This window comes from Bradyrhizobium sp. 33ap4 (genome assembly GCF_032654765.1).
Classification (GTDB): Bacteria; Pseudomonadota; Alphaproteobacteria; order Rhizobiales; family Xanthobacteraceae; genus Bradyrhizobium; species Bradyrhizobium australafricanum.
In genome coordinates this window covers 178,256-202,736 of sequence record NZ_JAUMTJ010000004.1, presented here as the reverse complement: position 1 = coordinate 202,736, position 24,481 = coordinate 178,256, and the positions used below count along the sequence as shown (strand labels likewise).

At 64.0% G+C, this 24,481-nt stretch carries 19 protein-coding genes; 15 read left to right on the top strand and 4 right to left on the bottom strand.

What is annotated here, in order from left to right:
* Positions 1-274: 274 nt before the first annotated feature.
* The 4 genes from Q2M23_RS04940 (at position 275) to Q2M23_RS04925 (ending at position 6,754) form a co-directional block, all read left to right on the top strand.
* On the top strand, positions 275-1,657 hold the full coding sequence (locus tag Q2M23_RS04940; RefSeq protein WP_316394692.1) for an ethanolamine ammonia-lyase subunit EutB: 1,383 nt from the start codon (positions 275-277) through the stop codon (positions 1,655-1,657).
* A 129-nt stretch (positions 1,658-1,786) separates the two neighbouring features.
* Positions 1,787-3,373 carry a B12-binding domain-containing radical SAM protein gene (locus Q2M23_RS04935; protein WP_316394691.1) on the top strand — a complete coding sequence of 529 codons (1,587 nt, stop codon included), beginning with the start codon at positions 1,787-1,789 and terminating at the stop codon, positions 3,371-3,373.
* A gap of 4 nt (positions 3,374-3,377) precedes the next feature.
* A complete protein-coding gene (gene eutC / locus Q2M23_RS04930; protein ID WP_316394689.1) occupies positions 3,378-4,172 on the top strand; it encodes an ethanolamine ammonia-lyase subunit EutC in 795 nt (264 codons plus the stop codon).
* A 197-nt stretch (positions 4,173-4,369) separates the two neighbouring features.
* On the top strand, positions 4,370-6,754 hold the full coding sequence (locus Q2M23_RS04925; protein WP_316394687.1) for an efflux RND transporter permease subunit: 2,385 nt from the start codon (positions 4,370-4,372) through the stop codon (positions 6,752-6,754).
* 95 nt (positions 6,755-6,849) lie between these two features.
* On the opposite strand, the gene Q2M23_RS04920 is transcribed toward Q2M23_RS04925, so the two are convergent.
* The gene (locus Q2M23_RS04920; RefSeq protein ID WP_028331723.1) at positions 6,850-7,353 is read right to left on the bottom strand and encodes a hypothetical protein; all 504 of its coding nucleotides are present in this window, start codon (positions 7,351-7,353) and stop codon (positions 6,850-6,852) included.
* Between the two features lie 406 nt (positions 7,354-7,759).
* On the opposite strand from Q2M23_RS04920, the gene Q2M23_RS04915 reads away from it, so the two are divergent.
* The 10 genes from Q2M23_RS04915 (at position 7,760) to Q2M23_RS04870 (ending at position 18,468) form a co-directional block, all read left to right on the top strand.
* Positions 7,760-7,996: a hypothetical protein gene (locus Q2M23_RS04915; RefSeq protein WP_057015701.1), complete on the top strand. Its 237-nt coding sequence runs from the start codon at positions 7,760-7,762 to the stop codon at positions 7,994-7,996.
* Positions 7,997-8,190: 194 nt separating this feature from the next.
* The gene (gene hpnC / locus Q2M23_RS04910; protein ID WP_316394682.1) at positions 8,191-9,069 is read left to right on the top strand and encodes a squalene synthase HpnC; all 879 of its coding nucleotides are present in this window, start codon (positions 8,191-8,193) and stop codon (positions 9,067-9,069) included.
* Positions 9,066-9,902 carry a presqualene diphosphate synthase HpnD gene (hpnD, locus tag Q2M23_RS04905; RefSeq protein ID WP_076833035.1) on the top strand — a complete coding sequence of 279 codons (837 nt, stop codon included), beginning with the start codon at positions 9,066-9,068 and terminating at the stop codon, positions 9,900-9,902. The genes hpnC and hpnD overlap by 4 nt, the downstream gene beginning before the upstream one ends.
* On the top strand, positions 9,902-11,152 hold the full coding sequence (gene hpnE / locus Q2M23_RS04900; protein ID WP_253640304.1) for a hydroxysqualene dehydroxylase HpnE: 1,251 nt from the start codon (positions 9,902-9,904) through the stop codon (positions 11,150-11,152). Before hpnD ends, hpnE begins: the two co-directional genes overlap by 1 nt.
* A 164-nt stretch (positions 11,153-11,316) precedes the next feature.
* The gene (gene shc / locus Q2M23_RS04895) at positions 11,317-13,278 is read left to right on the top strand and encodes a squalene--hopene cyclase (protein WP_253640303.1); all 1,962 of its coding nucleotides are present in this window, start codon (positions 11,317-11,319) and stop codon (positions 13,276-13,278) included.
* The gene (locus Q2M23_RS04890; RefSeq protein ID WP_076833044.1) at positions 13,275-14,033 is read left to right on the top strand and encodes a phosphorylase; all 759 of its coding nucleotides are present in this window, start codon (positions 13,275-13,277) and stop codon (positions 14,031-14,033) included. The genes shc and Q2M23_RS04890 overlap by 4 nt, the downstream gene beginning before the upstream one ends.
* 352 nt (positions 14,034-14,385) lie before the next feature.
* The gene (locus Q2M23_RS04885) at positions 14,386-15,030 is read left to right on the top strand and encodes a TetR/AcrR family transcriptional regulator (protein WP_057015695.1); all 645 of its coding nucleotides are present in this window, start codon (positions 14,386-14,388) and stop codon (positions 15,028-15,030) included.
* Positions 15,027-16,715 (top strand): acyl-CoA dehydrogenase family protein, encoded by a 1,689-nt coding sequence (locus Q2M23_RS04880; protein ID WP_316394674.1) that lies wholly within the window; start codon positions 15,027-15,029, stop codon positions 16,713-16,715. Before Q2M23_RS04885 ends, Q2M23_RS04880 begins: the two co-directional genes overlap by 4 nt.
* An 11-nt stretch (positions 16,716-16,726) precedes the next feature.
* Positions 16,727-17,569: a class II aldolase/adducin family protein gene (locus Q2M23_RS04875; protein ID WP_253640301.1), complete on the top strand. Its 843-nt coding sequence runs from the start codon at positions 16,727-16,729 to the stop codon at positions 17,567-17,569.
* The gene (locus Q2M23_RS04870; RefSeq protein WP_076833049.1) at positions 17,566-18,468 is read left to right on the top strand and encodes a Rossmann-like and DUF2520 domain-containing protein; all 903 of its coding nucleotides are present in this window, start codon (positions 17,566-17,568) and stop codon (positions 18,466-18,468) included. Before Q2M23_RS04875 ends, Q2M23_RS04870 begins: the two co-directional genes overlap by 4 nt.
* A 68-nt stretch (positions 18,469-18,536) precedes the next feature.
* Here the strand turns inward: Q2M23_RS04870 and hpnH are convergent, their stop codons facing one another.
* Both hpnH and ispH read right to left on the bottom strand, forming a co-directional pair.
* The gene (hpnH, locus tag Q2M23_RS04865; protein WP_028331712.1) at positions 18,537-19,697 is read right to left on the bottom strand and encodes an adenosyl-hopene transferase HpnH; all 1,161 of its coding nucleotides are present in this window, start codon (positions 19,695-19,697) and stop codon (positions 18,537-18,539) included.
* Between the two features lie 44 nt (positions 19,698-19,741).
* On the bottom strand, positions 19,742-20,668 hold the full coding sequence (gene ispH, locus Q2M23_RS04860; RefSeq protein ID WP_076833051.1) for a 4-hydroxy-3-methylbut-2-enyl diphosphate reductase: 927 nt from the start codon (positions 20,666-20,668) through the stop codon (positions 19,742-19,744).
* A 448-nt stretch (positions 20,669-21,116) separates the two neighbouring features.
* Between ispH and Q2M23_RS04855 the strand changes: the two genes are divergently transcribed.
* Entirely contained in the window at positions 21,117-23,729 is a 2,613-nt protein-coding gene (locus tag Q2M23_RS04855) for an MMPL family transporter (RefSeq protein WP_057015691.1), read from the top strand.
* 86 nt (positions 23,730-23,815) lie between these two features.
* Here Q2M23_RS04855 and Q2M23_RS04850 read toward each other — a convergent pair whose 3' ends face one another.
* Positions 23,816-24,445 (bottom strand): DUF2147 domain-containing protein, encoded by a 630-nt coding sequence (locus tag Q2M23_RS04850; protein WP_057015690.1) that lies wholly within the window; start codon positions 24,443-24,445, stop codon positions 23,816-23,818.
* Positions 24,446-24,481: the final 36 nt, after the last annotated feature.

Sequence of the window (24,481 nt, the reverse complement as noted above, 5' to 3'; positions counted from 1 at the left end):
GCCGGGGAGTACCTTCGGCCGATTAAAGCTTATGCAAAATTTTCATGGACAATTTCTTAAACGCGAGATTTGTGCAGCCGCAACCGTTAAAATCTGTAAATAATCCCAATGCCTTATGGGCCGCTTTGAGTCTGCCGGGTGCTCGCGGCTTGCGGTCGTGCCGAGGCTGCGCCGCCGTTACCGGCAAAGGCGCCAGCACGCGGGGCGAAGCCGATGGCACGCCTTTCGCAAAGAGGTGCTAGATTGCGCTGCCCCAGCCCGCGACGAACCCCTCATGCTCTATCGTCACACCATCGACGCCACCAATTACGCATTCGACGATCTGCGCATCCTGCTTGCCAAGGCCTCGCCGCCGCGTTCAGGCGACCGCCTAGCCGGCATCGCCGCCGACAGCGCGGAGGAGATGATCGCAGCGCGGCTTGCGCTGGCCAATGTTCCGCTCAAACAATTCCTCGATGAGCCTGTCATCCCCTATGAGGCTGACGAAGTCACCCGCCTGATCCTCGACAGCCACGACGTTGCCGGCTTTCTGCCGGTGTCGTCGCTCACCGTCGGCGGATTCCGCGACTGGCTGCTGTCGGATGCCGCCAGCGGGGAAGCGATCAAGAAGATCTCGCGCGGCATCACGCCAGAGATGGTTGCGGCGGTGTCGAAGCTGATGCGCAACCAGGATCTGATCCTGGTCGCGAAGAAATGCGAGGTGACGACCCGCTTCCGCAACACCATCGGGTTGCGCGGGCGAATGAGCACGCGGCTGCAGCCGAACCATCCTTTCGACGACCCCAAGGGCATCACCGCCTCGATTCTCGACGGGCTGCTGCTGGGAGCGGGCGATGCCTGCATCGGCATCAATCCGGCGAGCGACGACCCGAACGTCATCGGCACCCTGCTGCGGCTCCTGGACGACATCATCACGCGATTCGAGATTCCGACGCAGGGCTGCGTGCTGACCCATGTCACGACCACGCTCGGACTGATCGGGCAGGGGCTGCCGGTCGATCTCGTGTTCCAGTCGATCGCCGGCACCGAGGCGGCCAATCGCAGTTTCGGCGTCGACCTCTCGCTGCTGCGGGAAGCCCGGGAAGCGGGGCTGTCGCTGCGCCGCGGCACGGTCGGTGACAATGTGATGTATTTCGAGACCGGGCAGGGCTCAGCGCTGTCCGCCAATGCCCATCACCAGGTCGACCAGCAGACCTGCGAGGCGCGGGCCTATGCGGTGGCGCGTGCGTTCGATCCACTGCTCGTCAACAGCGTGGTCGGCTTCATCGGTCCTGAGTACCTCTATGACGGCAAGGAAATCATCCGCGCCGGGCTCGAGGACCACTTCTGCGGCAAGCTGCTCGGCCTGCCGCTCGGGATCGACGTCTGCTACACCAACCACGCCGAGGCGGATCAGGACGACATGGACAATCTCCTGACGCTGCTCGCGGCCGCCGGCGTGAACTTCATCATGGGCGTGCCGGGCGCGGATGACGTCATGCTGAACTATCAGTCGACATCGTTTCACGATGCGCTCTATGTCCGCGACTTGTTCGGCTTGAAGCGGGCTCCCGAATTCGACGACTGGCTCGCGCGCGTCGGCCTTGCCGGGCAGGACTTCCGCCTCGTGGCCGGTGCGGAGCGGCTGCCCGACCTCGCAACCAGGCTGCTGACCTGAGGGGGATAGCGAAATTCTGCAGAGCAACTATCTCGTCGTTATGACGTTAAGTAGTGCCACAATGTTGAAGAATTTCTGGCCCAGCGTTCCGCGCCGTGGTTAGATTTGCCGGTGCTTCGGGGTCGCTTGATGAGAGCTGAGGGCATAGAGACAGTACGACGTATCCTCTGCGTTTTTCCGCGCTATACGTCGTCGTTTGGGACCTTCGAGCACGCCTACCCCCTCACTGACGGCGTCAGGGCGTTCATGCCGCCGCAGGGCCTGCTGCTGATCGCCGCATACCTTCCCGAGAACTGGCCGGTCCGTTTCGTCGACGAGAATCTGCGTCCGGCGACGACGGAGGATTTCGAGTGGGCGGATGCCGTGTTCGTCAGCGGTATGCATATCCAGCGCCAGCAGATGAACGACATCTGCCATCGCGCGCATGACCATGACCTGGTGGTCGCGATCGGCGGCCCGTCGGTCAGTGCTTGCCCGGACTACTATCCCTCATTCGACTACCTCCACGTCGGCGAGCTCGGCGATGCGACCAATGAGCTGATCAAGCGTCTGGCTGATGATACCAGCCGTCCCGACGAGCAGGTGGTGCTTAAAACCATCGACCGGCTGCCGATGACGGAATTCCCGCTGCCGGCCTATGAGCTCGCCGAAACCAAGAAGTATTTCCTCGGCAGCATCCAGTTCTCCTCGGGCTGCCCCTATCAGTGCGAGTTCTGCGACATCCCCGGGCTCTATGGCCGCAATCCGCGCCTGAAGTCGCCCCAGCAGATCATCGCCGAGCTCGACAAGCTGCGCGCCTGTGGTGCCACCGACACCGTGTATTTCGTCGACGACAATTTCATCGGTAACCGTAAGGCCGCGAGCGAGCTGTTGCCGCACCTGATCGAGTGGCAGAAGCGGACCGGATATGTCACGCGCCTCGCTTGCGAGGCGACGCTCAACATCGCCAAGCGTCCCGAGATCCTGGAGAAGATGCGCGAAGCCTACTTCGTGACGATCTTCGTCGGCATCGAGACGCCCGATCCCGACGCGCTGAAGGCCATGCACAAGGATCAGAACATGATGGTTCCGATCCTCGAGGGCGTGCGCACCATCAACTCGTTCGGCATGGAGGTCGTCTCCGGCATCATCATGGGGCTCGATACCGACAAGCCCCAGACCGGCGACGCGTTGCTCTCCTTTGTCGAGGAGTCGCGGATTCCGCTGCTCACCATCAACCTGCTGCAGGCGCTGCCGAAGACGCCATTGTGGGATCGGCTCGAAAAAGCCGGGCGGCTGATCGATGACGAGGGCCGCGACTCCAATGTCGAGTTCCTGCTGCCCTACGAGGACGTGGTCAGTTCCTGGCGCAAATGCATGGAAGTTGCCTACGAGCCGAAGAAGCTGTTCGCGCGCTATTTGCATCAATGCAACTACACCTATGCCAATCGCATCAAGGTGCCGGTTAGCCCGGAGATGAAGAGCTGGGCCAACATCCGGCGCGGCCTGATCATGCTCCGCAACATCTTCTGGAAGGTCGGCGTGCTCGGCGACTACAAGCGCGTGTTCTGGAAGTTTGCGCTTGGCCGGCTCAAGCGCGGCGACATCGAGGGATTGATCTCGGCGACGTTGGTTGCGCATCATTTGATCACCTTTGCGCGTGCAGCCTCCAGCGGCCGGCAGAACGCCTCGAACTACTCGATTCGGCTGCGCGAGGCTTCCGTCCCCGCCGAATAACAGCATGACGACACCGCCGGCGCCCACGTCCCCTTCGCTTGCCGATCTGCGCGAGCTCACGCCGGCGCGCGTCGGCCTTGGCCGGTCCGGGGCCAGCCTGCCGACCGATGCGCTGCTGTCGTTCACGCTCGACCATGCCCGCGCCCGCGACGCCGTCCACGCCGCCTTCGATGTCAGCGGGATCGCGGCCGGTCTTGCCGGCCTCGGCATCACGCCGCTTGAGGTGTCGAGCCAGGCGCACAGCCGGCGCGACTATCTGCGGCGGCCCGATCTCGGGCGCATGCTGGATTCTGCGTCGCGGCGGTCGCTGGAGAACTGTGGCATCACCGCATGCCCCTGCGCCATCGTGATCGGCGACGGCCTGTCGCCGACGGCGGTCAATGTGCATGCCGTCGAATTGATCCGGCATCTCGTGCCGCGCCTTGCGGCCGACAAGATCGAGGCCGGCGCGGTGATCGCAGCGTCCGGGGCGCGGGTCGCGCTCGGTGACGAGATCGGCGCCATCGTCGGCGCGCGCATGCTGGTGATGCTGATCGGCGAACGGCCGGGCCTGTCCGCTCCCGACAGTCTCGGCGCCTATCTCACCTTCGCGCCGCGAATCGGTCTCACCGACGCCGACCGCAACTGCATCTCCAACATCCACCATGCCGGGCTGAGCTATGCGGAGGCCGCATTCAGGATTTCGTGGCTTGTGCGCGAGGGCCTGGCACGCCAGATCACAGGGGTCGCCTTGAAAGATGAAAGCGGCGGTGGATCGTCGAGGAATGCGCTACCAGGGTGTGACAAATCAGATACTTAATGGCGGGGATCGGCGGTTCCCTGTCGATTTGCCTCGCCCCTCGCGCTTGCGAGCAAAGGGTCGGGCAGGTAAAACCGGCGCCGGTCAATATTCGCGTGTTTTCAAGGACTAGCGCCGATCAGTTGCGCTCACCCGCCTCATTCGCGCCCCTAGACCCAAGCTAGACAGATTGAGCCGTTTTCAGAACTGGACAGGGCATGCTCGAAAAGAATTCCGAAAGTCAGGTCCACGTCGAGAAGATCGAAGAGCCGCGGTCGGGCCTCAGCATCGCGTTCGGGATCGAGCGTCTCGGCCTGATCCCGATGCGGGCGCCGATCCTGTCCTGCATCGTCCTCGTTCTGTTGCTGATCGGCGCCGTGTTCGGCGTGCACCGGATCAAGATCGACGACTCGCTGTCGCAGCTGTTCCGTTCCGAATCCAAGGACTACAAGCAGTATGAGGCGGTGACCAAGCGCTTCCCGGCGACCGAGTTCGACGTGCTCGTCGTGGTCGAAGGCAAGACGCTGCTCGAGCGCGACAATCTCGGCAAGCTGCGTGACATGGTCACGGATCTGCAACTCGTCGAGGGCGTGCGCGGCCTGGTGTCGCTGTTCTCCGCGCGCCAGGCGCCGGAGCGAGGCAAGCTGCCGGCGGCGTTGTTCCCGAACGAGCTGCCCGAGGGCGTGGCCTACGACAAATTCGTCGAGACCGTCAAAAGCAACGAGATCATCCGCGGCAAGCTGCTGTCGGAGGACGGAACGCTCGCGCTGATCGTGCTATCGCTCGAGCCCGAGGTGGTCGGCAGCAACAAGCTCAGCAAGGTGGTCGGCGACATCAGGAAGATTATGGCCGACGACCTCGGCGGCAGCGGGCTCAATGCGCAATTGTCCGGTGTGCCGGTCATGCAGCTCGAGATCCGCAACGCGGTCGAGCGCGACGGCCTGACCTACAACATCCTCGGCATTCTCGCCGGCTGCATCATCGCGATCATCTTCTTCCGCAAGATATCCTTCATGGTGGCGGCGGCATTCCCGCCGATGATTGCGATCCTGCTCGCGCTCGGCGGCCTCGGCTGGGCCAATTTCAATCTCAACATGTTCCTCAACGTGATGACGCCGCTCATCATGGTGATCAGCTTCTCCGACTCGATGCAGCTGACATTCGCGGCGCGCGACCGGCTGATCGCCGGGCAGGACAAGTTCACCGCGTTCAAGAATGCGGTGCTGGTGGTCGGCCCGGCCTGCGTGCTGACGCACGGCACGGCCGGAATTTCCTTCATCGCGCTGCAGTTTTCGGATTCCGACCTGATCCGCAAGTTCGGCGAGGCCGGGCTTGCGGCGACCATCATCGCGCTGATCGCGGTGCTGTCGCTGGTGCCGGTGTTCGGCGTCCTGTTCGTGCGCAACGAGAAGATCTTTGCGGTCAAGTTCCAGAGCGCGGATGCCGGCGTACAGGCGCTGCGCAATTTCTGCTACTGGATCGCGGTGCGCATGGTCGGCCGTCCCGGGCTGTTCAGCCTGCTTGCGCTGATCGTGGTCGGCGGCCTCGGCATCATCTACGCCAATCTCGAGCCGCGCTACCGGCTCGCCGATCAGGTGCCGGACAAGCGGCAGGCGGTGGCGGCGTCGAGCCGGCTCGACGCCAAGCTGACCGGCGCCAATCCGGTCGATGTGCTGATCGAATTCCCCAAGGGGCAATCGCTGTACTCGCCGGAGACCTTGAAGACGATTGCCGATGTCCATGCAATGGTCGAGGACTCTGCCGGCGTCGGCAACGTCTGGTCGCTGGAGACCTTGCGGCGCTGGCTCGCCGAAAAGGCCGGCAGCAATGATGTCGCGACGCTGAAGGAATATGTCGACCTGATCCCCGAACACCTGGTGCGCCGGTTCATCGACAAGAATCAGGATGCTGTCGTGGTGTCGGGCCGCGTCCCGGATGTGGACTCGAGCCAGTTGCTTCCGGTGGTGAACAAACTCGATCATTCGCTGGACAAGGTGCGCGCCGAGCATCCCGGCTACGAGATCGCGGTCACGGGTCTGTCGGTGATTGCCGCACGCAACAGCGCCAGCATGATCGAAAAGCTCAACCACGGCCTCACCATCGAATTCCTGCTGGTCGCGATCTTCATCGGGCTCGCATTCCGCTCGATCGTGGTGATGTTCTCCTGCATCCTGCCGGGCATCTTCCCGGTGGTGCTGTCGGGCACGGTGCTGTGGCTGCTCGGGGAGGGGCTGCAATTCGCCAGCGTCGTGGCACTTACCGTCTCGTTCGGCCTCGGCCTCAGCGCCACCATCCACTTCCTCAATCGCCTGCGGCTCGAGACCAAGCCGGGCGTCACGCCGGAACTTGCGGTGGAGCGCGCCACCGTCCTGGTCGGTCCTGCGCTGATCCTGACCACGGTGGTGCTGGCCTGCGGTCTCGTCGTCACCGTGTTCTCCGACCTGCCGTCGCTGCGCCTGTTCGGCTGGCTCAGCGCGTTCTCGATGGTCGCAGCCCTGGTCGCGGACCTCTTCATCCTGCGGCCGACCTCGATGTTCCTGATCAACCTGTCGCAAAAGCTCCGCGGCAGGGGCGGCCAGCCCGCGCCGATCGAAAAGGCCTGATCGACGAGCGATCAAAAAGCTGCAGCAAAAAGGCCCGGTTCCGAAGCGTTCGGAACCGGGCCTTTGTGTCTTGTGGGCGCAATCGGCCGGGAGCGTCAGCTCTTCGTCATCGTGATCGAGACGCCGCGGATCTCGCCCTTGGAGTCGATCTGCACGACCTGCTTGGAGCCGTTGGTCTGCAGGTTCAGGTTCGCGGCAAAGCCGGACGCCTCGACGAACACGTCGATCCGCCCGCCGCCGGCGGTGCCCTGCAGATTGCCGAAGATGTTGCGGCTCGCCTCGCTCCAGTTGCCGGAGATCCGGTCGCCTTGGCTGGTGACGTCGCTGGAGAGGTCGAACTTGTAGCTGTCGCTGGCGCAATGCAGGGACTGTTTCAGGCTCATGCCCGAGGGTGCGACCTTGTAATCCGCCTTGCAACGAATCCGTTCAGTCGTGCCGTTGGACAGCGCCACCGTGCCCGTTCCGGTCCACGAGCCGGCAAAACCGGCAAACGGCCCGCTGGCCTGGGCGTGGACGGCGGAGGCAGAGAGCATCAGTGCGGCGCCGACGCCCACAGCCCTGAGAGCCTGACCATAAAGGCTGGAACCAAACCGTTTCATCGTGAATTTTCCCATCAAAATCAACGCTTCCTACGCAAGAAAGCGTCTCGCCGCATCGAAGGTTTAGTGTCACCGAAGAATGTTAGGTTCAAACGACAGAAACGGCGCGCGGCGCCCATATTGTCATCGAACAGAATCAGAAACCGTCGGCTTCGTGACGGCATGTAGCTTTGCGCAACTGGTATCCGCAATAGCCGAACGCGACAAAGTGATGGCACAAATCGTCATTGCGAATCAATAACTTATGTAGGGGTTTACAGCGCCGCAAATTTAGCCGCATTTAGCGGTGCTTGTCGTCAATCCGTTGCCGCGTTACGTGGCGTCTGCAAATCCCCAAAATCCGTCCCGGCCATGCCGAAGCGCTTTTCGGGAACAGATTTTCTGCTGTCGGAAATGAAGGAATACGATGCGTAAATTTCTCTTGGCTCTTGCCCTGTTATCGATCCCGCTCTCCTCCAGCGCCTTCGCCCAGCAGCAGACGCGCGGGACACCCGATGAGCAGAAGGCCTGCACGCGCGACGTGCAGCGTCACTGCCGCGCCGTGATCGATCAGGGCGATTTCACCATTCTCGCCTGCCTGCAGCAGAACCGCAGCAAGATCAGCTCCGCCTGCGACCAGGTGCTGAAGACCCACGGCCAGTAAGGCCGGTTCGGGCCCCATGGATCGCCGCAAAGCCCGTGCTCGGCATGTGTGCCGGCCACGGGCTTCGTATGCTGGCGGTCACGGACAGCATTGGTTTTGGTGGCGTATTCCCCTATATGGGGCTCGCAAATCCCCCGCATGCGCTGACCTTTCGCGCCTGCGTCGTGCCATGACCAGTGTAGCCCAAATTTCCCATGACCACCGCGAGCGACCTGCGATCCGGAAAGACCCACCGCGACGAGAATTTCCCGGTCGCGTCGTGGATCATTCATCCGCGGCATCGTGCCCTGATCCTGGCCTTCTATAATTTCGTCCGCACCGCCGACGATATCGCCGATCACGCCACGCTGCCCGCCGAGGAGAAGCTGCGCTACCTCGACCTCATGGAGGCCGAGCTGCTTGGCAATGGCGACACCCAGAAGGAAGCGGTCAATCTGCGCCGCGCGTTCGCCGAGCGCAGCATGCCGCCGCGGCACGCGCTCGACGTGCTGGTGGCGTTCCGCCTCGACGTCACCAAGCTGCGTTACGAGAACTGGGACGATGTGATCGATTATTGCCGGTACTCGGCAATGCCGGTCGGGCGGTTCATGCTCGACGTGCACGGCGAGGATACCTCGACCTGGGCGGCGTCGGACGCGCTCTGCGTCGGGCTGCAGATCAACAACCATCTGCAGGACTGCGGCAAGGACTACCGCAACCTGAACCGTGTCTATTTGCCGCGCGATGCCCTGGCCGCCGCGGGCGCGACCGTCGAGATGCTCGGCGAGGCGAAATCGCAGCCGGCCCTGCTCAAATGCCTGCAGGCGCTCGCCGTGCGCACCGAGGCGCTGCTCGACCAGAGCAAGTCGCTCGCCGCCGAGGTGAAGGATTTCAGGCTGGGGCTCGAGATCTCCGTGATCCAGGCGTTCGCCGACAAGATCGTCAACATGCTGAAGGTGCGCGATCCGCTCAGCGAGCGCGTGCATCTGAGCCCGCTCGAACTGCTGCTGCAGAGCCTTGGCGGCGTGGCCGGCGAGACGGCGCGGCGTGCGACCGGACGGCGTGCGGTCTCCAAATCGGCGGCTGGCGCATGAGCGTGGAGGCGGCGGCCAACGCAAATTACGGAAGCACCGCGTCGGGCAGCTCGTTCTACGCCGCGATGCGCATTCTGCCGCGCGCGCAGCGCGAGGCGATGTTCCAGATCTACAGCTTCTGCCGGCAGGTCGACGACATCGCCGATTCCGACGGCCCGCGGCCGGAGCGGCTGGCCGCGCTGCAGCAGTGGCGCGACGATATCGACGCGCTCTATGCGGGGCATCCGCCGGAGCGGCTGAAGGACTATGTCGCCTCGGTGAAGACCTTCGGCCTGAAGCGCGAGGATTTTGTCGCGATCGTCGACGGCATGGAGATGGACGTGCCGCAGGACATCCGCGCGCCGGATCTCGCGACGCTCGATTTGTATTGCGATCGCGTCGCGAGCGCGGTCGGCCGGCTGTCGGTGCGCGTGTTCGGCCTGCCCGAGGACGACGGCATCCAGCTCGCCTATCACCTCGGCCGCGCGCTGCAGCTCACCAACATCCTGCGCGACATCGACGAGGATGCCGGCCTCGGCCGGCTCTATCTGCCGCGCGAATGGCTCTGGCACGCCGGCATCACCAATAACGATCCGGCCCGCGTCACCGCCGACCGCGCGCTGCCGAAGGTGTGCGCGCCGCTGGCCGAGCGGGCCAAGATGCATTTCCAGAAATCCGACGAGATCATGAAGCGCAATTCGCGCCGCGCCGTGCGCGCGCCGCGGATCATGTCGAAATACTACCGCGCGATTCTCGATCTTCTGATCGCGCGCGGCTTCACCGCGCCGCGCGCGCCGGTACGTGTGTCCAAGGCCGCCAAGATCGGCATCCTTCTTCGTTACGCGATCATCTGATGCAAAAGACCGTTCATATCATCGGCGCCGGCATTTCCGGCCTCTCCGCGGCCGTGCGCCTCGCCAATGGCGGCTACAAGGTGTTTGTCCATGAGGCGACGCAGCAGGCCGGCGGCCGCTGCCGCTCCTATTTCGACGCCGCCACCAGTCTCACCATCGACAATGGCAACCATCTGTTGCTGTCGGGGAATCGCCATGCGCTGAGCTACGCGCGCTCGATCGGCACCGAGGCCGGCCTCGTCGGGCCCCCGCGCGCGCAGTTTCCGTTCGTCGATCTTGCCAGCGGCCGGCGCTGGCAGCTCGACCTCGGCGATTCCCGCCTGCCGCTGTGGGTGTTCGACGAGGCGCGCCGCGTTCCGGATACGACCCTGCGCGACTATCTCGCCTTGGCACCGCTGGCCTGGGCCGGCACCGGTGCGCTGGTCGGCAACACCATTCCCTGCAAGGGCACGCTGTATGACCGCCTGGTGCAGCCGCTGCTGCTCGCCGCATTGAACGTCGATCCGCCGGAGGGCTCGGCCGGGCTCGCGGGCGCCATCGTGCGCGAGACGCTGCTCGCGGGCGGGCAGGCCTGCCGTCCGTTGATCGCGCGCGACGGCCTGAGCTCGGTCCTGATCGAGCCGGCCGTGAAGCTGCTGCAGGAGGGCGGCCACAGCGTCCAGTTCAGTCACGAATTGCGTGCGCTCGGCATGTCGGGTGATCGCATCAGTGAGCTCGATTTTGGCAATGGCGACAAGGTCGCGCTGGGAGCCGACGACGCCGTCGTGCTTGCGGTGCCGCCGCGGGCCGCGGCCGCGCTGCTGCCCGGCCTGAAAACCCCGACCAAATTCCGCGCCATCGTGAACGCGCATTTCCGCGTCGATCCGCCGCGCGACGCTGCGCCCATTCTCGGCGTGGTCGGCGGCCTCGTGGAGTGGCTGTTCGCGTTCCCGCAACGGCTGTCGGTGACGATCAGCAACGGCGACCGCCTAGTCGATATGCCGCGCGAGGAGCTCGCGCTGGCGATCTGGCAGGACATCTGCGAGGCCTCGGGCGTTTCCGGCGACCTGCCGCCCTGGCAGATCGTGCGTGAGCGCCGTGCCACATTTGAGGCGACGCCGGAACAGAATGCCCTGCGTCCGGGGCCCGCGACGGCGCAAAAAAACCTGTTCCTTGCCGGCGACTGGACTGCTACCGGGTTGCCGGCAACCATCGAGGGATCGGTGCGATCGGGGGATCGCGCCGCCGATCTGGTTCTGGCCAGACGTTAGATTCGACCTGTTGGCGCGTTTTCGAGCGAAGTGGCTACCGGTTCGCGTGAAGAAAACGCGACCAAACAGAAGGACAAGAACGTGATCCGAAGCAATCGGATCATGCTCTGGAGCGGCCGCGGCTTTCGATCAGCCGGCCCGCGATGAAGAGGATATCGAGCGAAATGCTTGCGAGAGATCACAGCGTTGCAGTCGACCCGGTCGCGCTGGAGAAGAGCATCTCCAAGGCAACCGAAGCGCTGCTCGGCTACCGTCAATCCGACGGGCACTGGGTGTTCGAGCTCGAGGCCGACAGCACCATTCCGGCCGAGTACATCCTGCTGCGTCACTACCTGGCCGAGCCGATCGATGCCGGGCTCGAGGCCAAGATCGGCAACTATCTGCGCCGCGTCCAGGGCGCCCATGGCGGCTGGCCGCTGGTGCATGACGGCCCGTTCGACATGAGCGCCAGCGTGAAGTCGTACTTCGCGCTGAAGATGATCGGCGATTCCGTCGACGCGCCGCACATGGCGCGGGCGCGCGAGGCGATCCGTTCGCGCGGCGGCGCTTCGGGCAGCAACGTGTTCACGCGATTCCTGCTCGCGCTCTATGGCGTCGTGACCTGGCGCGCGACGCCGGTGCTGCCGATCGAGATCATGCTGCTGCCGATGTGGTCGCCGTTCCACATCAACAAGATCTCCTACTGGGCGCGCACCACCATGGTGCCGCTGATGGTGCTTGCCGCGCTGAAGCCGCGTGCGAAGAATCCGAAGGGCGTCGGCATCGACGAACTGTTCCTGGAGGATCCGAAATCGGTCCGCATGGCGCCGAAGGCGCCGCATCAGAGCGCGAGCTGGTTCTATCTGTTCCGCTCGCTCGACGCCGTGCTGCGGGTAATCGAGCCGATGTTTCCGAAGAGCCTGCGCCAGCGCGCGATCGATGCCGCGCTCGCCTTCACCGAAGAGCGGCTGAACGGCGAAGACGGCATGGGCGCGATTTATCCGCCGATGGCCAACATCGTCATGATGTACGAGGCGCTCGGCAAGGACGAGAATTTCCCGCCGCGCGCCACCACCCGCCGCGGCATCGACAAGCTGCTCGTGATTAGCGAACACGAGGCCTATTGCCAGCCCTGCGTTTCGCCGGTGTGGGACACCGCGCTGGCCTGTCATGCGCTGCAGGAAGCGGGCGGCGACGACACCCTGGCCAAGGCCAGGCAGGGCCTCGACTGGCTGAAGCCGCGCCAGGTGCTGGACCTGAAGGGCGATTGGGCGGTCAAGGCGCCGGACGTCCGCCCGGGCGGCTGGGCGTTCCAGTACAACAACGACCATTATCCCGATCTCGACGACACCGCAGTGGTCGTGATGGCGATGGATCGCGTGCGGCGTCATACCGGAACCAGGGAATATGATGAGTCCATCGCGCGCGGCCGCGAGTGGATCGAGGGGCTGCAGAGCCGCGATGGCGGCTGGGCCGCATTCGACGTCAACAACCTCGAATATTACCTCAACAACATCCCGTTCTCCGATCATGGGGCATTGTTGGATCCGCCGACCGAGGATGTCACCGCGCGCTGCATCTCGATGCTGGGCCAGCTCGGCGAGACCGCCGAGAGCAACAAGGCGATGGCTGACGGCGTCGCTTATTTGCGCCGCACCCAGCTTGCCGAGGGCTCCTGGTACGGCCGCTGGGGCCTGAACTACATCTACGGCACCTGGTCGGTGCTCTCGGCGCTAAATGTCGCAGGGGTCGATCGCAACGACCCGATGATTCGGAAGGCGGTCGACTGGCTGGCGTCAGTCCAGAATCAGGACGGCGGCTGGGGCGAGGACGCCGTCAGTTACCGCCTGGATTACAAGGGTTATGAAGTTGCGCCTTCGACCTCCTCGCAAACGGCATGGGCTTTGCTTGGATTGATGGCGGCCGGAGAGGTCGAAAATCCCGCTGTTACGCGCGGGGTGGAGTACCTAAAGGCAACACAGACGGAAAAAGGGCTGTGGGACGAGCCGCGATACACAGCTACGGGGTTTCCGCGGGTATTTTACTTGCGATATCATGGCTACTCGAAGTTCTTTCCGCTCTGGGCGCTGGCGCGGTATCGAAATTTGAGAAGCACCAATAGCAGGGTGGTAGGGGTCGGGATGTGATTGTTGAGGCGGGGGCCGCCGAGACCGTGGGCAGTAGAATTGATCCTCGGCCGGTATTGATTGTGACTGGATTGGTGCAGGAGGCTCGCATCGCGGCAGGCCCCGGCATGATCGTAATCTGCAGTTCGAGCGATCCGCAGCAGCTGCGTGAGTTGCTGGCGACGCTGGATCCGAGCACCTTCCGTGGCGTGATTTCGTTCGGCGTGGCCGGCGGGCTCGATCCGTCGCTCAAGTCAGGCGACGTCGTGGTTGCGACCGAGGTGATGTCGGGCGATACCCGTTTCCTGGCCGCATCCGCGCTGAACGAAGAGATGATCGCCAGCGCCGCGCTGAAGCGCCGCAGGATCGTCCGCGGCAGTCTCGCCGGCGTGGAAGAGGTGATCGCGGCAAAGGCCTGCAAGGCCGCTCTGCGCTCGATGACGGGCGCAGCCGCGGTTGATATGGAGAGCCATATCGCGGCGGCCTATGCCGCCAAGGCCCGCATTCCGTTTGCCGCATTGCGCGTAATCAGCGATCCCGCGCACCGGGCGCTACCGGAACTTGCGAAATCCGCGGTGAAGCCGAACGGCGACATCGACCTGCGCAAGGTGCTGCGCGGCATCGCCCGCAATCCACGGACGCTGCGCGCGCTGGTGTCGACCGGAATTGACTTCAACCGCGCGCTGCGCTCGCTGCGCAGCTGCCGCGGCTTCCTGCTCGGCAACGAGGTGTTGATGCCGGTAGAAGACGTTCTGATCACAGCGAAGGCGGCCTGATCCGCTGCGCCGGGCAGGGACCGGGTTTCTCACCGCATCAAGCTCAACTCACAGGCCCGGTCGCATCGCGATCGGGCCTTTTGCTTTGATGCCCAAAGGTTTCGCTCGATGCCACGCTGTTCCGGTTCCACGCGGTCAGCGGGACTTGCGCGTCGGCTGTGCGGTGAGAGACCCCGCATATCCGTGTCCCTCGGGCCGGCGGGTCGCGCGGTCAGCCTATGACGACTTGCCAGCAGCGCGCCGGCGCCCCGGGAAGGGGCCCTGCGCGGACCGCGCTGGGTCAATGCTTGACCTCTACGGCTATTCATCCGAGAATGAACTATGATCCTTTATTCATGAATTAAGGTTCACTATGGCAATCGCTGCCGTTCGCCTCAACCAACTGGTCGAAACCAAAGCGCGTATTCTCGATGCCGCCAGGGAGGCCGTGGCGCTGAGTGGCTGGAAGGACGCCCAGATCGCCCTGATCGCCTCACGGGCCGGCGTGGCCACGGGCAGCGTGTATCGCTACTTCGACTCCAAGGCGGACCTGTACGCGCAGGTGCTCGCCCTGGTGTCCGAGCGCGAGGTGGCTGTCGTCGCCGCGATCGTCGAGGCGGAAGGCTCGGCGTCCCAGTGCCTGGTCGACGCGATCTACACTTTCGCGGTCCGGGCGATGCGCGGCCGCCGCCTGGCGTACGCGTTGATCGCCGAACCCTGTGAACCCGAGATCGACGCGGCGCGCCTGAAATACCGGGCGGCCCTGGCCGATCAGATCGCAAGGCTGGTTCGGCGCGGTATCGCCGGCGGTGAGTTCGTCGAGATCGACGCGAACGTCGCGGCATCCTGCGTGACCGGCGCCTTCATGGAGGCGCTGGTCGGTCCCCTTGCGCCCGAAGCGGCCCCCGATTCCGACGCGGCGAAGGCGATCGCACAGTCGATCGCAGGGCTTTCCGCGCGCATGCTGTTTCGCCACGCCACGCCTGAACTCATCCCTGTATCGCGAGTCTCCGCATGAACGCGCGCGTCCAGCCGGTTGCCGTCGCTGAAGCGAAAGCCGCTCCGTTTGCGACCCATGAAGTACGCAATCAGGCGCGGCCGGCGCTCGGCTTCAATGCGTTCGATGACGACCGCGCGCTGAGTGGCCTGATCGCGACGATCGCGCCGTGGGCGAAAGACAAGCTTTCCGCGCTCGGAGCTCATGCCGGCAGCGAATCCGTGCAGGAGGCGGCACGGCTGGCCAACGAGCACGAACCGAAGCTCCTGACCCATGACCGGTATGGCAACCGCAATGATTGGGTCGAATTTCATCCGGCCTGGCATCAATTGATGGCGCTGGCGTTCCGGAGCGAGGTGCATAGCCTCGCCTGGTCGACGCGCGAACCACACGGCCATCTGGCGCGTGCGGCGCTGAGCTATCTCTGGAACCAGATCGAGAACGGCGTCGGTTGCCCCACCGGGATGGCGTACGCCGCGATCGCCGGGTTCTCCGGCAAGCCGCAATTCAATTTGTGGCGGGAGCGAACGCTGGCGGCGGACTACGATCCGCGGCGGCTTCCGATCGAGGCCAAGCGCTCCGCGGTCATCGGTTACGCCATGACCGAAAAGCAGGGCGGCTCCGATCTGCGTGAGACCCAGACCACCGCGCGCTTTGTCGAGCGCGGCGCGCATGGCGAGATCTATGCGCTCACCGGCCACAAATGGTTCTTCTCGGTGCCGGTGGCCGACGGATTCTACACGCTGGCGCGCACCCAGTCCGGCGTCAGCTGCCTGTTCGTGCCGCGCCTGCTGCCCGATGGCAGTGCCAACCGCATCCACATTCAGCGTCTGAAGGACAAGTGCGGCAACCGGTCGAACGCGTCGAGCGAGATCGAGTACCACGATACGTGGTCGATCCTGGTTGGCGAAGAGGGCCGCGGCATCGCGGAAATCCTTTCGCATGCCCATCTGACGCGGCTGGATTTCGCGGTCGGCTCCGCCGGGCTGATGCGCCAGGCGCTGAGCCTCGCCCTCAACCACGCGCAAACGCGAACGGCGTTCGGCAAGCCGATGTCCGAGCTTCCGATGCAGCGCAACGTGCTCGCCGACCTCGCGCTCGAGAGCGAGGCGGCGATGCTCGGCGCGTTTCGGGTCGCGCGCGCGACCGACGGCCTGCAGACAAGCGAACACGAGCGATTGCTGGCGCGGGTCGCGACACCCGTGATGAAGTTCTGGAACTGCCAGCGCGCGCCGGCCTTCACCTATGAATGCCTGCAGGTGCATGGCGGCAACGGCTTCATCATGGAGAATCCGATGGCCCGGCTCTATCGCGAGGCGCCGTTGAATTCGATCTGGGAAGGTACCTCGAACATGATGTGCATGGACGTTTTGCGCGCCATACAACGCGATGCGAATTGCCGGGACGCATTCGTCGACGAGTTGCGTGCGAGCAGGGGCCTCAATCCGGTCTATGACCGAAGCACGGACGATCTCGCCGATCGCTTGCGTGCTCGATACCCGGACGACGGGCATGCGAGAGCACTCGTCACCCGCATGGCGCATGCGCTGCAGGCCGCCGAGATGCTGAAGCATGGCGACGCCGCGGCCGCCGAACTGTTCGTGAAATCCAGGCTTGGCGCGGACGGGATGCAGGTATTCGGCGGGCTTCCATCGACGGAAGGTCTTGGCGCCATCGTCGAACGTGCCTCCGTCATCCATCACTGAGGGTCCAAGTCATGCGTCAGACCGAAGTTTGTGCCGTCAGCGATGTCAGGGCCGTCGTCGGAGACGAGGAGTGGGCAACCCGCGTCGACCTTGCGGCGTGCTACCGCCTGGTCGCGCTCTACGGAATGACCGACCTGATCTACAACCACATCAGTGCACAGGTCCCGGGGCATCACGATCAGTATCTGATCAATCCCTATGGCATGCTGTACGAGGAGATCACCGCGTCGAGCCTCGTCAAGATCGACATCGAGGGCCGGACCCTGCTGCAGCCCGACCATGGCTACAACGTCAACGTGGCCGGCTTCTATCTGCATGCCCCGATCCATCGCGCGCGACCCGACGTGAAGTGCGTCCTGCATACCCACACCAGGGCAGGCACCGCCGTCAGCACGCTTGCCGAAGGGCTGTTGCCGCTGTCGCAGACGGCGATGCGGTTTCACGGTCGGATCGGCTATCACGATTTCGAGGGGCCGGCGATCGATCGGGAGGAATGCGACCGGGTCGTCGCTGATCTCGGTCGCAACAATTTGCTGGTGTTGCGCAATCATGGCCTCCTGGTGTGCGGCAACACGATTCCGCAGGCGTTCAACGCGATCTACTGGCTGGAGCAGGCCTGCCGGATCCAGGTCGACGCGCTCGGCTGTGGCCGGCCGCTGCATGCGCCGACCGAGATGGCGATCGGCAACACGGTGACCTGTTTTGCCGGCACCGAGATCACGCTGGACAATGAGCGCGACACCAATCCGGTGCTGAATGAAGCGGCGCAAAATCTGCAAGCCGGGTACGGCCTGCTGGAATGGCCGGCGCTACGGCGCAGGCTCGACCGCATCGACGGGAGCTACGCGCAATGAGCACGGCGCTGGCGGCGTTGCGGATCGGCTTCATCGGCGCCGGCCGCGTGGCGCAGACGCTCGCGCCGGCCTTCGCCTGCGCGGGGCTGAACGTCGCGGCGTTCTACAACCGCGGTGCCGATGCCGCGCAGCGGCTCGGATCCCGTATCCCGTCGGCGCGGCCGATGACGGATGCGCAGCAGGTCGTCGACCGCTGCGACATGGTTTTCCTGACCGTGAGCGACGACGCGATCCTGCCGGTCTGCCGCGACTTGCGCTGGGAGCCGCGTCACCGCGTGGTTCATTGCAGCGGCGCGACCGAACTGGCCGCGCTCGATCATGCGAAATCCGCAGGCGCCGCGACCGGCGGATTTCATCCGATGCAGATGTTTGCCAATCCCGACGTCGCGCTCGAGGGGTTGCGCGGATGCACCGTCGGCATCGAGGCAGAGGGCGACTTCAGGCGTGACCTGGAATTGCTTGCGACCCGCATCGGGTGTGAACCGCTCGCGCTGCCGGCCGGTGCGCGGGCGCTCTATCATGCGTCGGCCTATTACGTCGGTCCGTTCCTGATCGCGCTGCTCAAGGAGGGCGTCGAGCTCTGGAAGAGCTTTGGCGCCAGCGAGGCCGACGCGTTGCGCGCGATGATGCCGCTGCTGCGGGGGACGGTCGCGGCTGTTCTCGACGGTGGCCTCGCCAACGGCATGGGCGGCTGCGTGGCGCGCGGCGACGTCGGAACGATCCTCAAGCATCTCCGGGCGCTGGATGAGCGCTTTCCTCCCTCCGGCGCGCTGTATCGCGAGCTCGCCCTGCGCAACGTCCCGCTCGGGATCGAGCGCGGCACACTCAGTGCACCGCGCGCGGCAGAGATCGAGAGATTGCTTCTGCGCACGAGATCGGAAGAGCATGCGGCATCCTGATCCAAAGAAAAAAGCCCCGGTTCGCTGAACCGGGGCTTTCATGTTTCTGCTTTCGCTCACATCGCGCGTCAGGCGGCGGTCGAGGCCTTCGCTTGCTGCTTGGCGGCGGCGGCCGCAGCCTCGTCGCGGCGGATCTCCGAGAGCTTCTTCTGCACCTGCTCGGCGAAGATGTACTGCGCCGGACGCTGCTTCGACATGTCGATCTCGGGCGCCATCGGGCCCGATGTCCTGATGCCGCGCAGCGCAACCCACATCGCCTTCAGCGGATTGTTGATCGCGGCGGTCGCCGCGGTCGGCTCATAGCCGCAATGGGCCATACAGTCGGCGCACTTCTCGTACTTGCCGGTGCCGTAGGTGTCCCAGTCGGTGGTGTCCATCAGCTCCTTGAAGGTCTTGGCGTAGCCTTCACCGAGCAGATAGCAGGGCTTCTGCCAGCCGAAGATGTTGCGCGCCGGCATGCCCCAGGGCGTGCACTCGTATTCCTGGTTGCCGGCGAGGAAGTCGAGGAACAGGCCGGAATGCATGAAATTCCACTTCTTGCCCTTGCCGAGCGCAAAGACGTCGCGGAACAGCTTCTTGGTCTTGGTGCGGTTGAGGAAGTGCTCCTGGTCGGGCGCACGCTCATAGGCGTAACCCGGCGACATCGAGACGCCGACGCCGAGCTCGGTGGTGAAATCGAGGAACTTGGCGATCTCCTCGGCCGGATGACCATCAAAGATTGTGGCATTGACGTTGACCGTGAAGCCGCGCGCCTTCGCCGCCTTGATCGCCGAGACGGCGCGATCGAACACGCCCTTCTGCGACACCGCCTTGTCGTGATGATCCTTCAGGCCGTCGAGATGCACCGAGAAGAACAAATAGGGCGACGGCTCGAACAGATCGAGCTTCTTCTCGAGCAGCAGCGCATTGGTGCACAGCGAGACGAACTTCTTGCGGGCCACGAGGCCGCGCACGATCTCGCCGATTTCCTTGTGGATCAGCGGCTCGCCGCCGGGGATCGCCACCATCGGCGCGCCGCACTCATCGGCCGCATCCCAGCATTCCTGCGCCGTCATGCGGCGATTGAGGATCGCATCGGGATAGTCGATCTTGCCGCAGCCGACGCAGGCGAGGTTGCAACGGAACAAAGGTTCCAGCATCAGCACGAGCGGATAGCGTTTGCGGCCAAGCAGCTTCTGCTTGATCAGATAACCGCCGATCCGCATTTCCTTGAAGAACGGTATAGCCATTAGACGATTTCTTTCTGCACTTATCAAAGGGATGTGGGTTCAGATCAGCCCGCAGTCAGTTCGGCTGGCAGCCGGAATTCGATATTCTCTTCTCGGCCCGGAACGACCGAGACCGACACCGGTCCGATCCGCCGCAGAGCCTCGATCACATCGTCGACCAAAACTTCGGGCGCAGAAGCGCCCGCGGTAATGCCGACGGCCTTCGCATCCTTGAGCCAATCCGGATTGAGTTCGCTCCCATCGGCAATGAGATAACTCGCGACGCCGACCTCGGTGCCGATTTCACGAAGCCTGTTCGAGTTGGAACTGTTGGCGGCCCCCACCACCAAAATGACGTCAACCAGTTTGCTGAGGTCCCTTACCGCAGATTGGCGGTTCTGTGTCGCATAGCAGATATCCCTGATATCCGGGCCTTGAATATCTGTAAATTTTGCCTGAAGGGCCGCGATAATGTCCCTGGTGTCGTCCACGGACAGGGTGGTCTGGGTGATGTAGGCGACCGGCGTATCGCTCGGCAGCCTCAGTTCCGCCACGTCCTGGACACTCTGGACCAGCAGGACCGGCCCCGGAACCTGGCCCATGGTTCCCTCGACCTCGGGATGGCCGGCGTGCCCGATCAGGATCAGGGCGCGGCCCTTCGAGATATAGCGCTTGCCCTGGTTGTGGACCTTGGTGACGAGCGGGCAGGTGGCATTGAGCACCGGCAGATCGCGGGCTTCCGCCTCCTCCTCGACGCTCCTAGCAACGCCATGGGCACTGAAGACGGTCACCGCCTTGGCCGGCACTTCCGAGAGGTCCTCGACGAAGATCGCGCCCTTCTTCTTCAGGCTCTCGACGACGTGTTTGTTATGCACGATCTCGTGGCGGACATAGACCGGCGGCCCATACTTCTCGAGCGCGCGTTCGACGATCTCGATCGCGCGCACAACGCCCGCGCAAAAGCCGCGCGGCTGAGCAAGAAACACTTCCATCTGACGTCCGTTACGCAAATTGCACCAATCTCGTTCAATGCCCTGCGGCCTTTTCGGCAACGCACTCCACAGGTCGGACGTCGCAACGTCAGTTGCAATGTCCGAGCCATCACAGTTCCTGGACGGGATCTGCGCCCCAAGCGCATGGAAATACAGCGATTTGTGGCAAAAAGGTAGCGGTTCGATGGGGACGTGGTCACGGACGAGGGGTTAGAGGTAATATGGTGTGGATTTCGACCCCTGCGACCGTCCGTCTCCCTCACTTGTTCGTCACTTTATCGCCCACTGATGCGGTTTATACCGGCCATTCGTGGCCGTTCTTGTGGTTTGGAACCTCCTCGCCGTCCCGTCGAGGAAGATAACCAAAACAACATTAGATCGGTCCCGGGAACTCCGCTACAGAGCGGGCGTTTTCGGCCATGCTTCCCCGAGATTAGAAAGAAACGAAGTGCTGACAAATATTGTCGTCTCCGTTGTTAGAACCTGTACGCGTTTTGCCCTTCCGGTTGTGATTATCTCTGTCCTGTTGTCGATCGGCGCCGGCTTCTACACGGCCCGCAACTTCTCGATCAACACCGACATCAACAAGCTGATCTCGCCCGATCTCGATTGGCGCAAGCGCGACAACCAGTTCGAGGAAGCATTTGATCGCGAGCGGCTGATCCTGGCGGTGGTCGAGGCAGCGACGCCGGAGCTGACCAGCTCGGCCGCGAAGGCGCTCACCGCGAAGCTGCAGGCCGATAAGAAGAACTTCGAAGCGATCACCGCGCTCGGCTCCGGCGAATTCTTCGAGAAGAATGGCCTCTTGTTCCTGCCGACCGAAGAGGTCGGCAAGGTCGCGGGCCAGCTCGAATCGGCTGCACCGTTGATCGAGATCATGGCCGGCGATCCCTCGATACGCGGCCTGACCGGCGCGCTCGAGACCGGCCTTGCCGGCGTCAAGCGCGGGCAGGTCAAGCTCGACAATGCCGCGCCGCCCTTCAACCTGATCTCCGAGACGGTCGAGACCGTCCTCGCCAAGGGCAACGCGACCTTCTCGTGGCGCGAGCTCACCAGCGACAAGCCGCTGACCGATTCGGACAAGCGCGCCTTCATCGAGATCAAGCCGATCATCGACTATTCGGCGCTGGAGCCGGGCAAGGCCGCGACCGATGCGATCCGCCAGGCGGCGGCCGATCTGAAATTCCCGACTGAATATCACGCGCGCGTTCGCCTGACCGGACCGGTGCCGATCGCCAACGAGGAATACGCCACCGTGCAGGACGGCGCGATCACCAACGGCATCGGCACCGTGGTGATCGTGCTGGTCATCCTCTGGATGGCGCTGCATTCCGGCAAGATCATCTTCGCCGTGTTCGTGAACCTGTTCATCGGGCTTGCCATCACCACGGCGGTCGGCCTGATGATGGTCGGCTCGCTGAACCTGCTCTCGATTGCCTTCGCCGTGCTGTTCATCGGCCTCGGGGTCGACTTCGGCATCCAGTTCAGCGTCCGCTACCGCTCCGAGCGCTTCAAGAACGACAATCTGACGCTGGCGCTGGAAAACGCGGCGCGCCGCTCGGCGGTGCCGTTGTCGCTCGCCGCGATGGCGACCGCTGCCGGTTTCCTCTGCTTCCTGCCGACCGACTACAAGGGCATCTCGGAGCTCGGCAAGATCGCCGGCGCCGGCATGCTGGTGGCGTTCGTCACCAGCATCACGGTGCTGCCGGCGCTGCTCGATCTGCTCAATCCGCCCGGCGAGAAGGAGCCGGTCGGCTACGCCTTCCTGGCGCCGCTCGATAACTTCCTGGAGAAGCATCGCGTTCCGATCATCGTCGGCACGCTGCTGGTCACGGTCGCGGGCCTGCCGCTGCTCCATTACATGAAGTTCGACTTCAACCCGATCAATCTGCGCAATTCCAAGGTGGAATCGATCGCGACCTTCCTCGACCTGAGGAAGGATCCGAACACCGGCGCCAATGCCATCAATGTGATGACGCGCTCGGAAGCCGACGCCAAGAAGATCGAGGCCAAGCTCGAGAAGCTGCCGGAAGTGTCGCGCGTGATGTCGCTCGACAGCTTCGTGCCCGACGACCAGCCGGCCAAGCTGAAGCTGATCGCGCAGGCGGCCAAGACGCTCGGCCCCGCGCTCAACCCGGATTCGGTCGATCCGGCGCCGTCGGATCAGGAGAATGTCGAGTCGCTGAAGAGCTCGGTCGACGGCCTGCGCAAGACCGCGGGCGACGGCAAGGGGCCGGGTGCGCTGGCCGCGCGCCGGCTCGCCGACGCGCTGCAGAAGCTCGCCGATGCGAATGAGGCGACCCGCGACAAGGCGCAGGACGTATTCGTCGCGCCGATGAAGATCGTGTTCGATCAGCTCCGCAATACGCTGCAGGCCCAGACCGTCACGCTGCAGAACCTGCCGCCGGAACTCGTCGCCAGCTGGAAGACCAAGGACGGCCTGATGCGTGTCGAGGTGGAGCCGAAGGGCGATCCGAACGACAACGACAATCTGCGCCGCTTTGCCGACGCCGTGCTCGCCGCCGAGCCGACCGCGATCGGCGGACCGGTCTCGATCCTGAAGTCGGGCGACGTCATCGTGAAGGCGTTCATCCACGCCGGCATTCTGGCGCTGGTCACGATCAGCCTGCTGCTGTGGCTCACGCTGCGCCGCGTCGTCGACGTGCTGATGACGCTGGTGCCGCTCCTCGTCGCCGGCATCGTCACGCTGGAGATTTGCGTCTTGATCGGGCTGCCGCTCAACTTCGCCAACATCGTCGCGCTGCCGCTGCTGCTCGGCGTCGGCGTGGCGTTCAAGATCTACTATGTCACGGCGTGGCGCCAGGGCAGGACGAATCTGCTGCAGTCGAGCCTGACACGCGCGATCTTTTTCAGCGCGCTGACCACGGCGACCGCGTTCGGCAGCCTGTGGCTGTCGAGCCATCCCGGCACCGCCAGCATGGGCAAGCTGCTGGCGCTCTCGCTGGTCACCACGCTCGCGGCGGTGTTGCTGTTCCAGCCGGCGCTGATGGGCAAGCCGCGCGAGGTCAAGGAGGAGGACATCGCCAACGACGTCACCTGACGCGTTGGCGATTCGCTGTCGAACCGGCTTGGCGGCAGGCGCCGCCGAGCCGCGATGTCAGCGGACGGTGTTCCCGCAGGTTTCCGCTAATGCGTCGGTCGCGCGATGTCGGGGAGCAGGCAGATATCGCCCACGGCGTCAGCCTGCGCATTGGCATTGCCCGGGGCCTGCTTTTGCCCCGGCTTGGTGGCCGGCGCCACGGCACCGGTGGTTTTCTGCGGTGCTGTTGACTTGGGCTGGGTGCCCTTCGCCGCCGGGCTGCCGGCGGCGCTCACCGGAATCGGCGGACCGACGCGGGTCCAGGTCTCGCCGCCGCACAAGAAGCCGAGCACGCAGCCCTGGATCTCGAGCTGATCGGTGCCGACGGGCTTGATGGTCGAGCTGTAGAGCTGTCCGTCCTTGGCGTTGTAGACCTGACCTTCCCACGCATCCGCGCCGGCCTTCTTCTTCATGTCGATCAGGATCGGCATGCCGAGCGTCGGCCTGCTCTGCTTCGCAGGATCAGGATTGTTCTTATCCTTGCCGCCTGGGGTTTTTTCCCAAGACACCGCACCCCACATGTTGCCATTACACTGGGCGACGCGGATGGTGGCGACACCGTCAGCGACCTTCCAGTCGCCGGTCGGGTCCGCTGCAAGTGCCGGTGATAATACGGTGGCCAAAAATAAACCTGAAAAGGCTATTGTACGCGCGAAAGTTCTTGGGCAGTGCAACATGGTCCAAACCTGTGCTTGACTGGACGATCCGAGCGG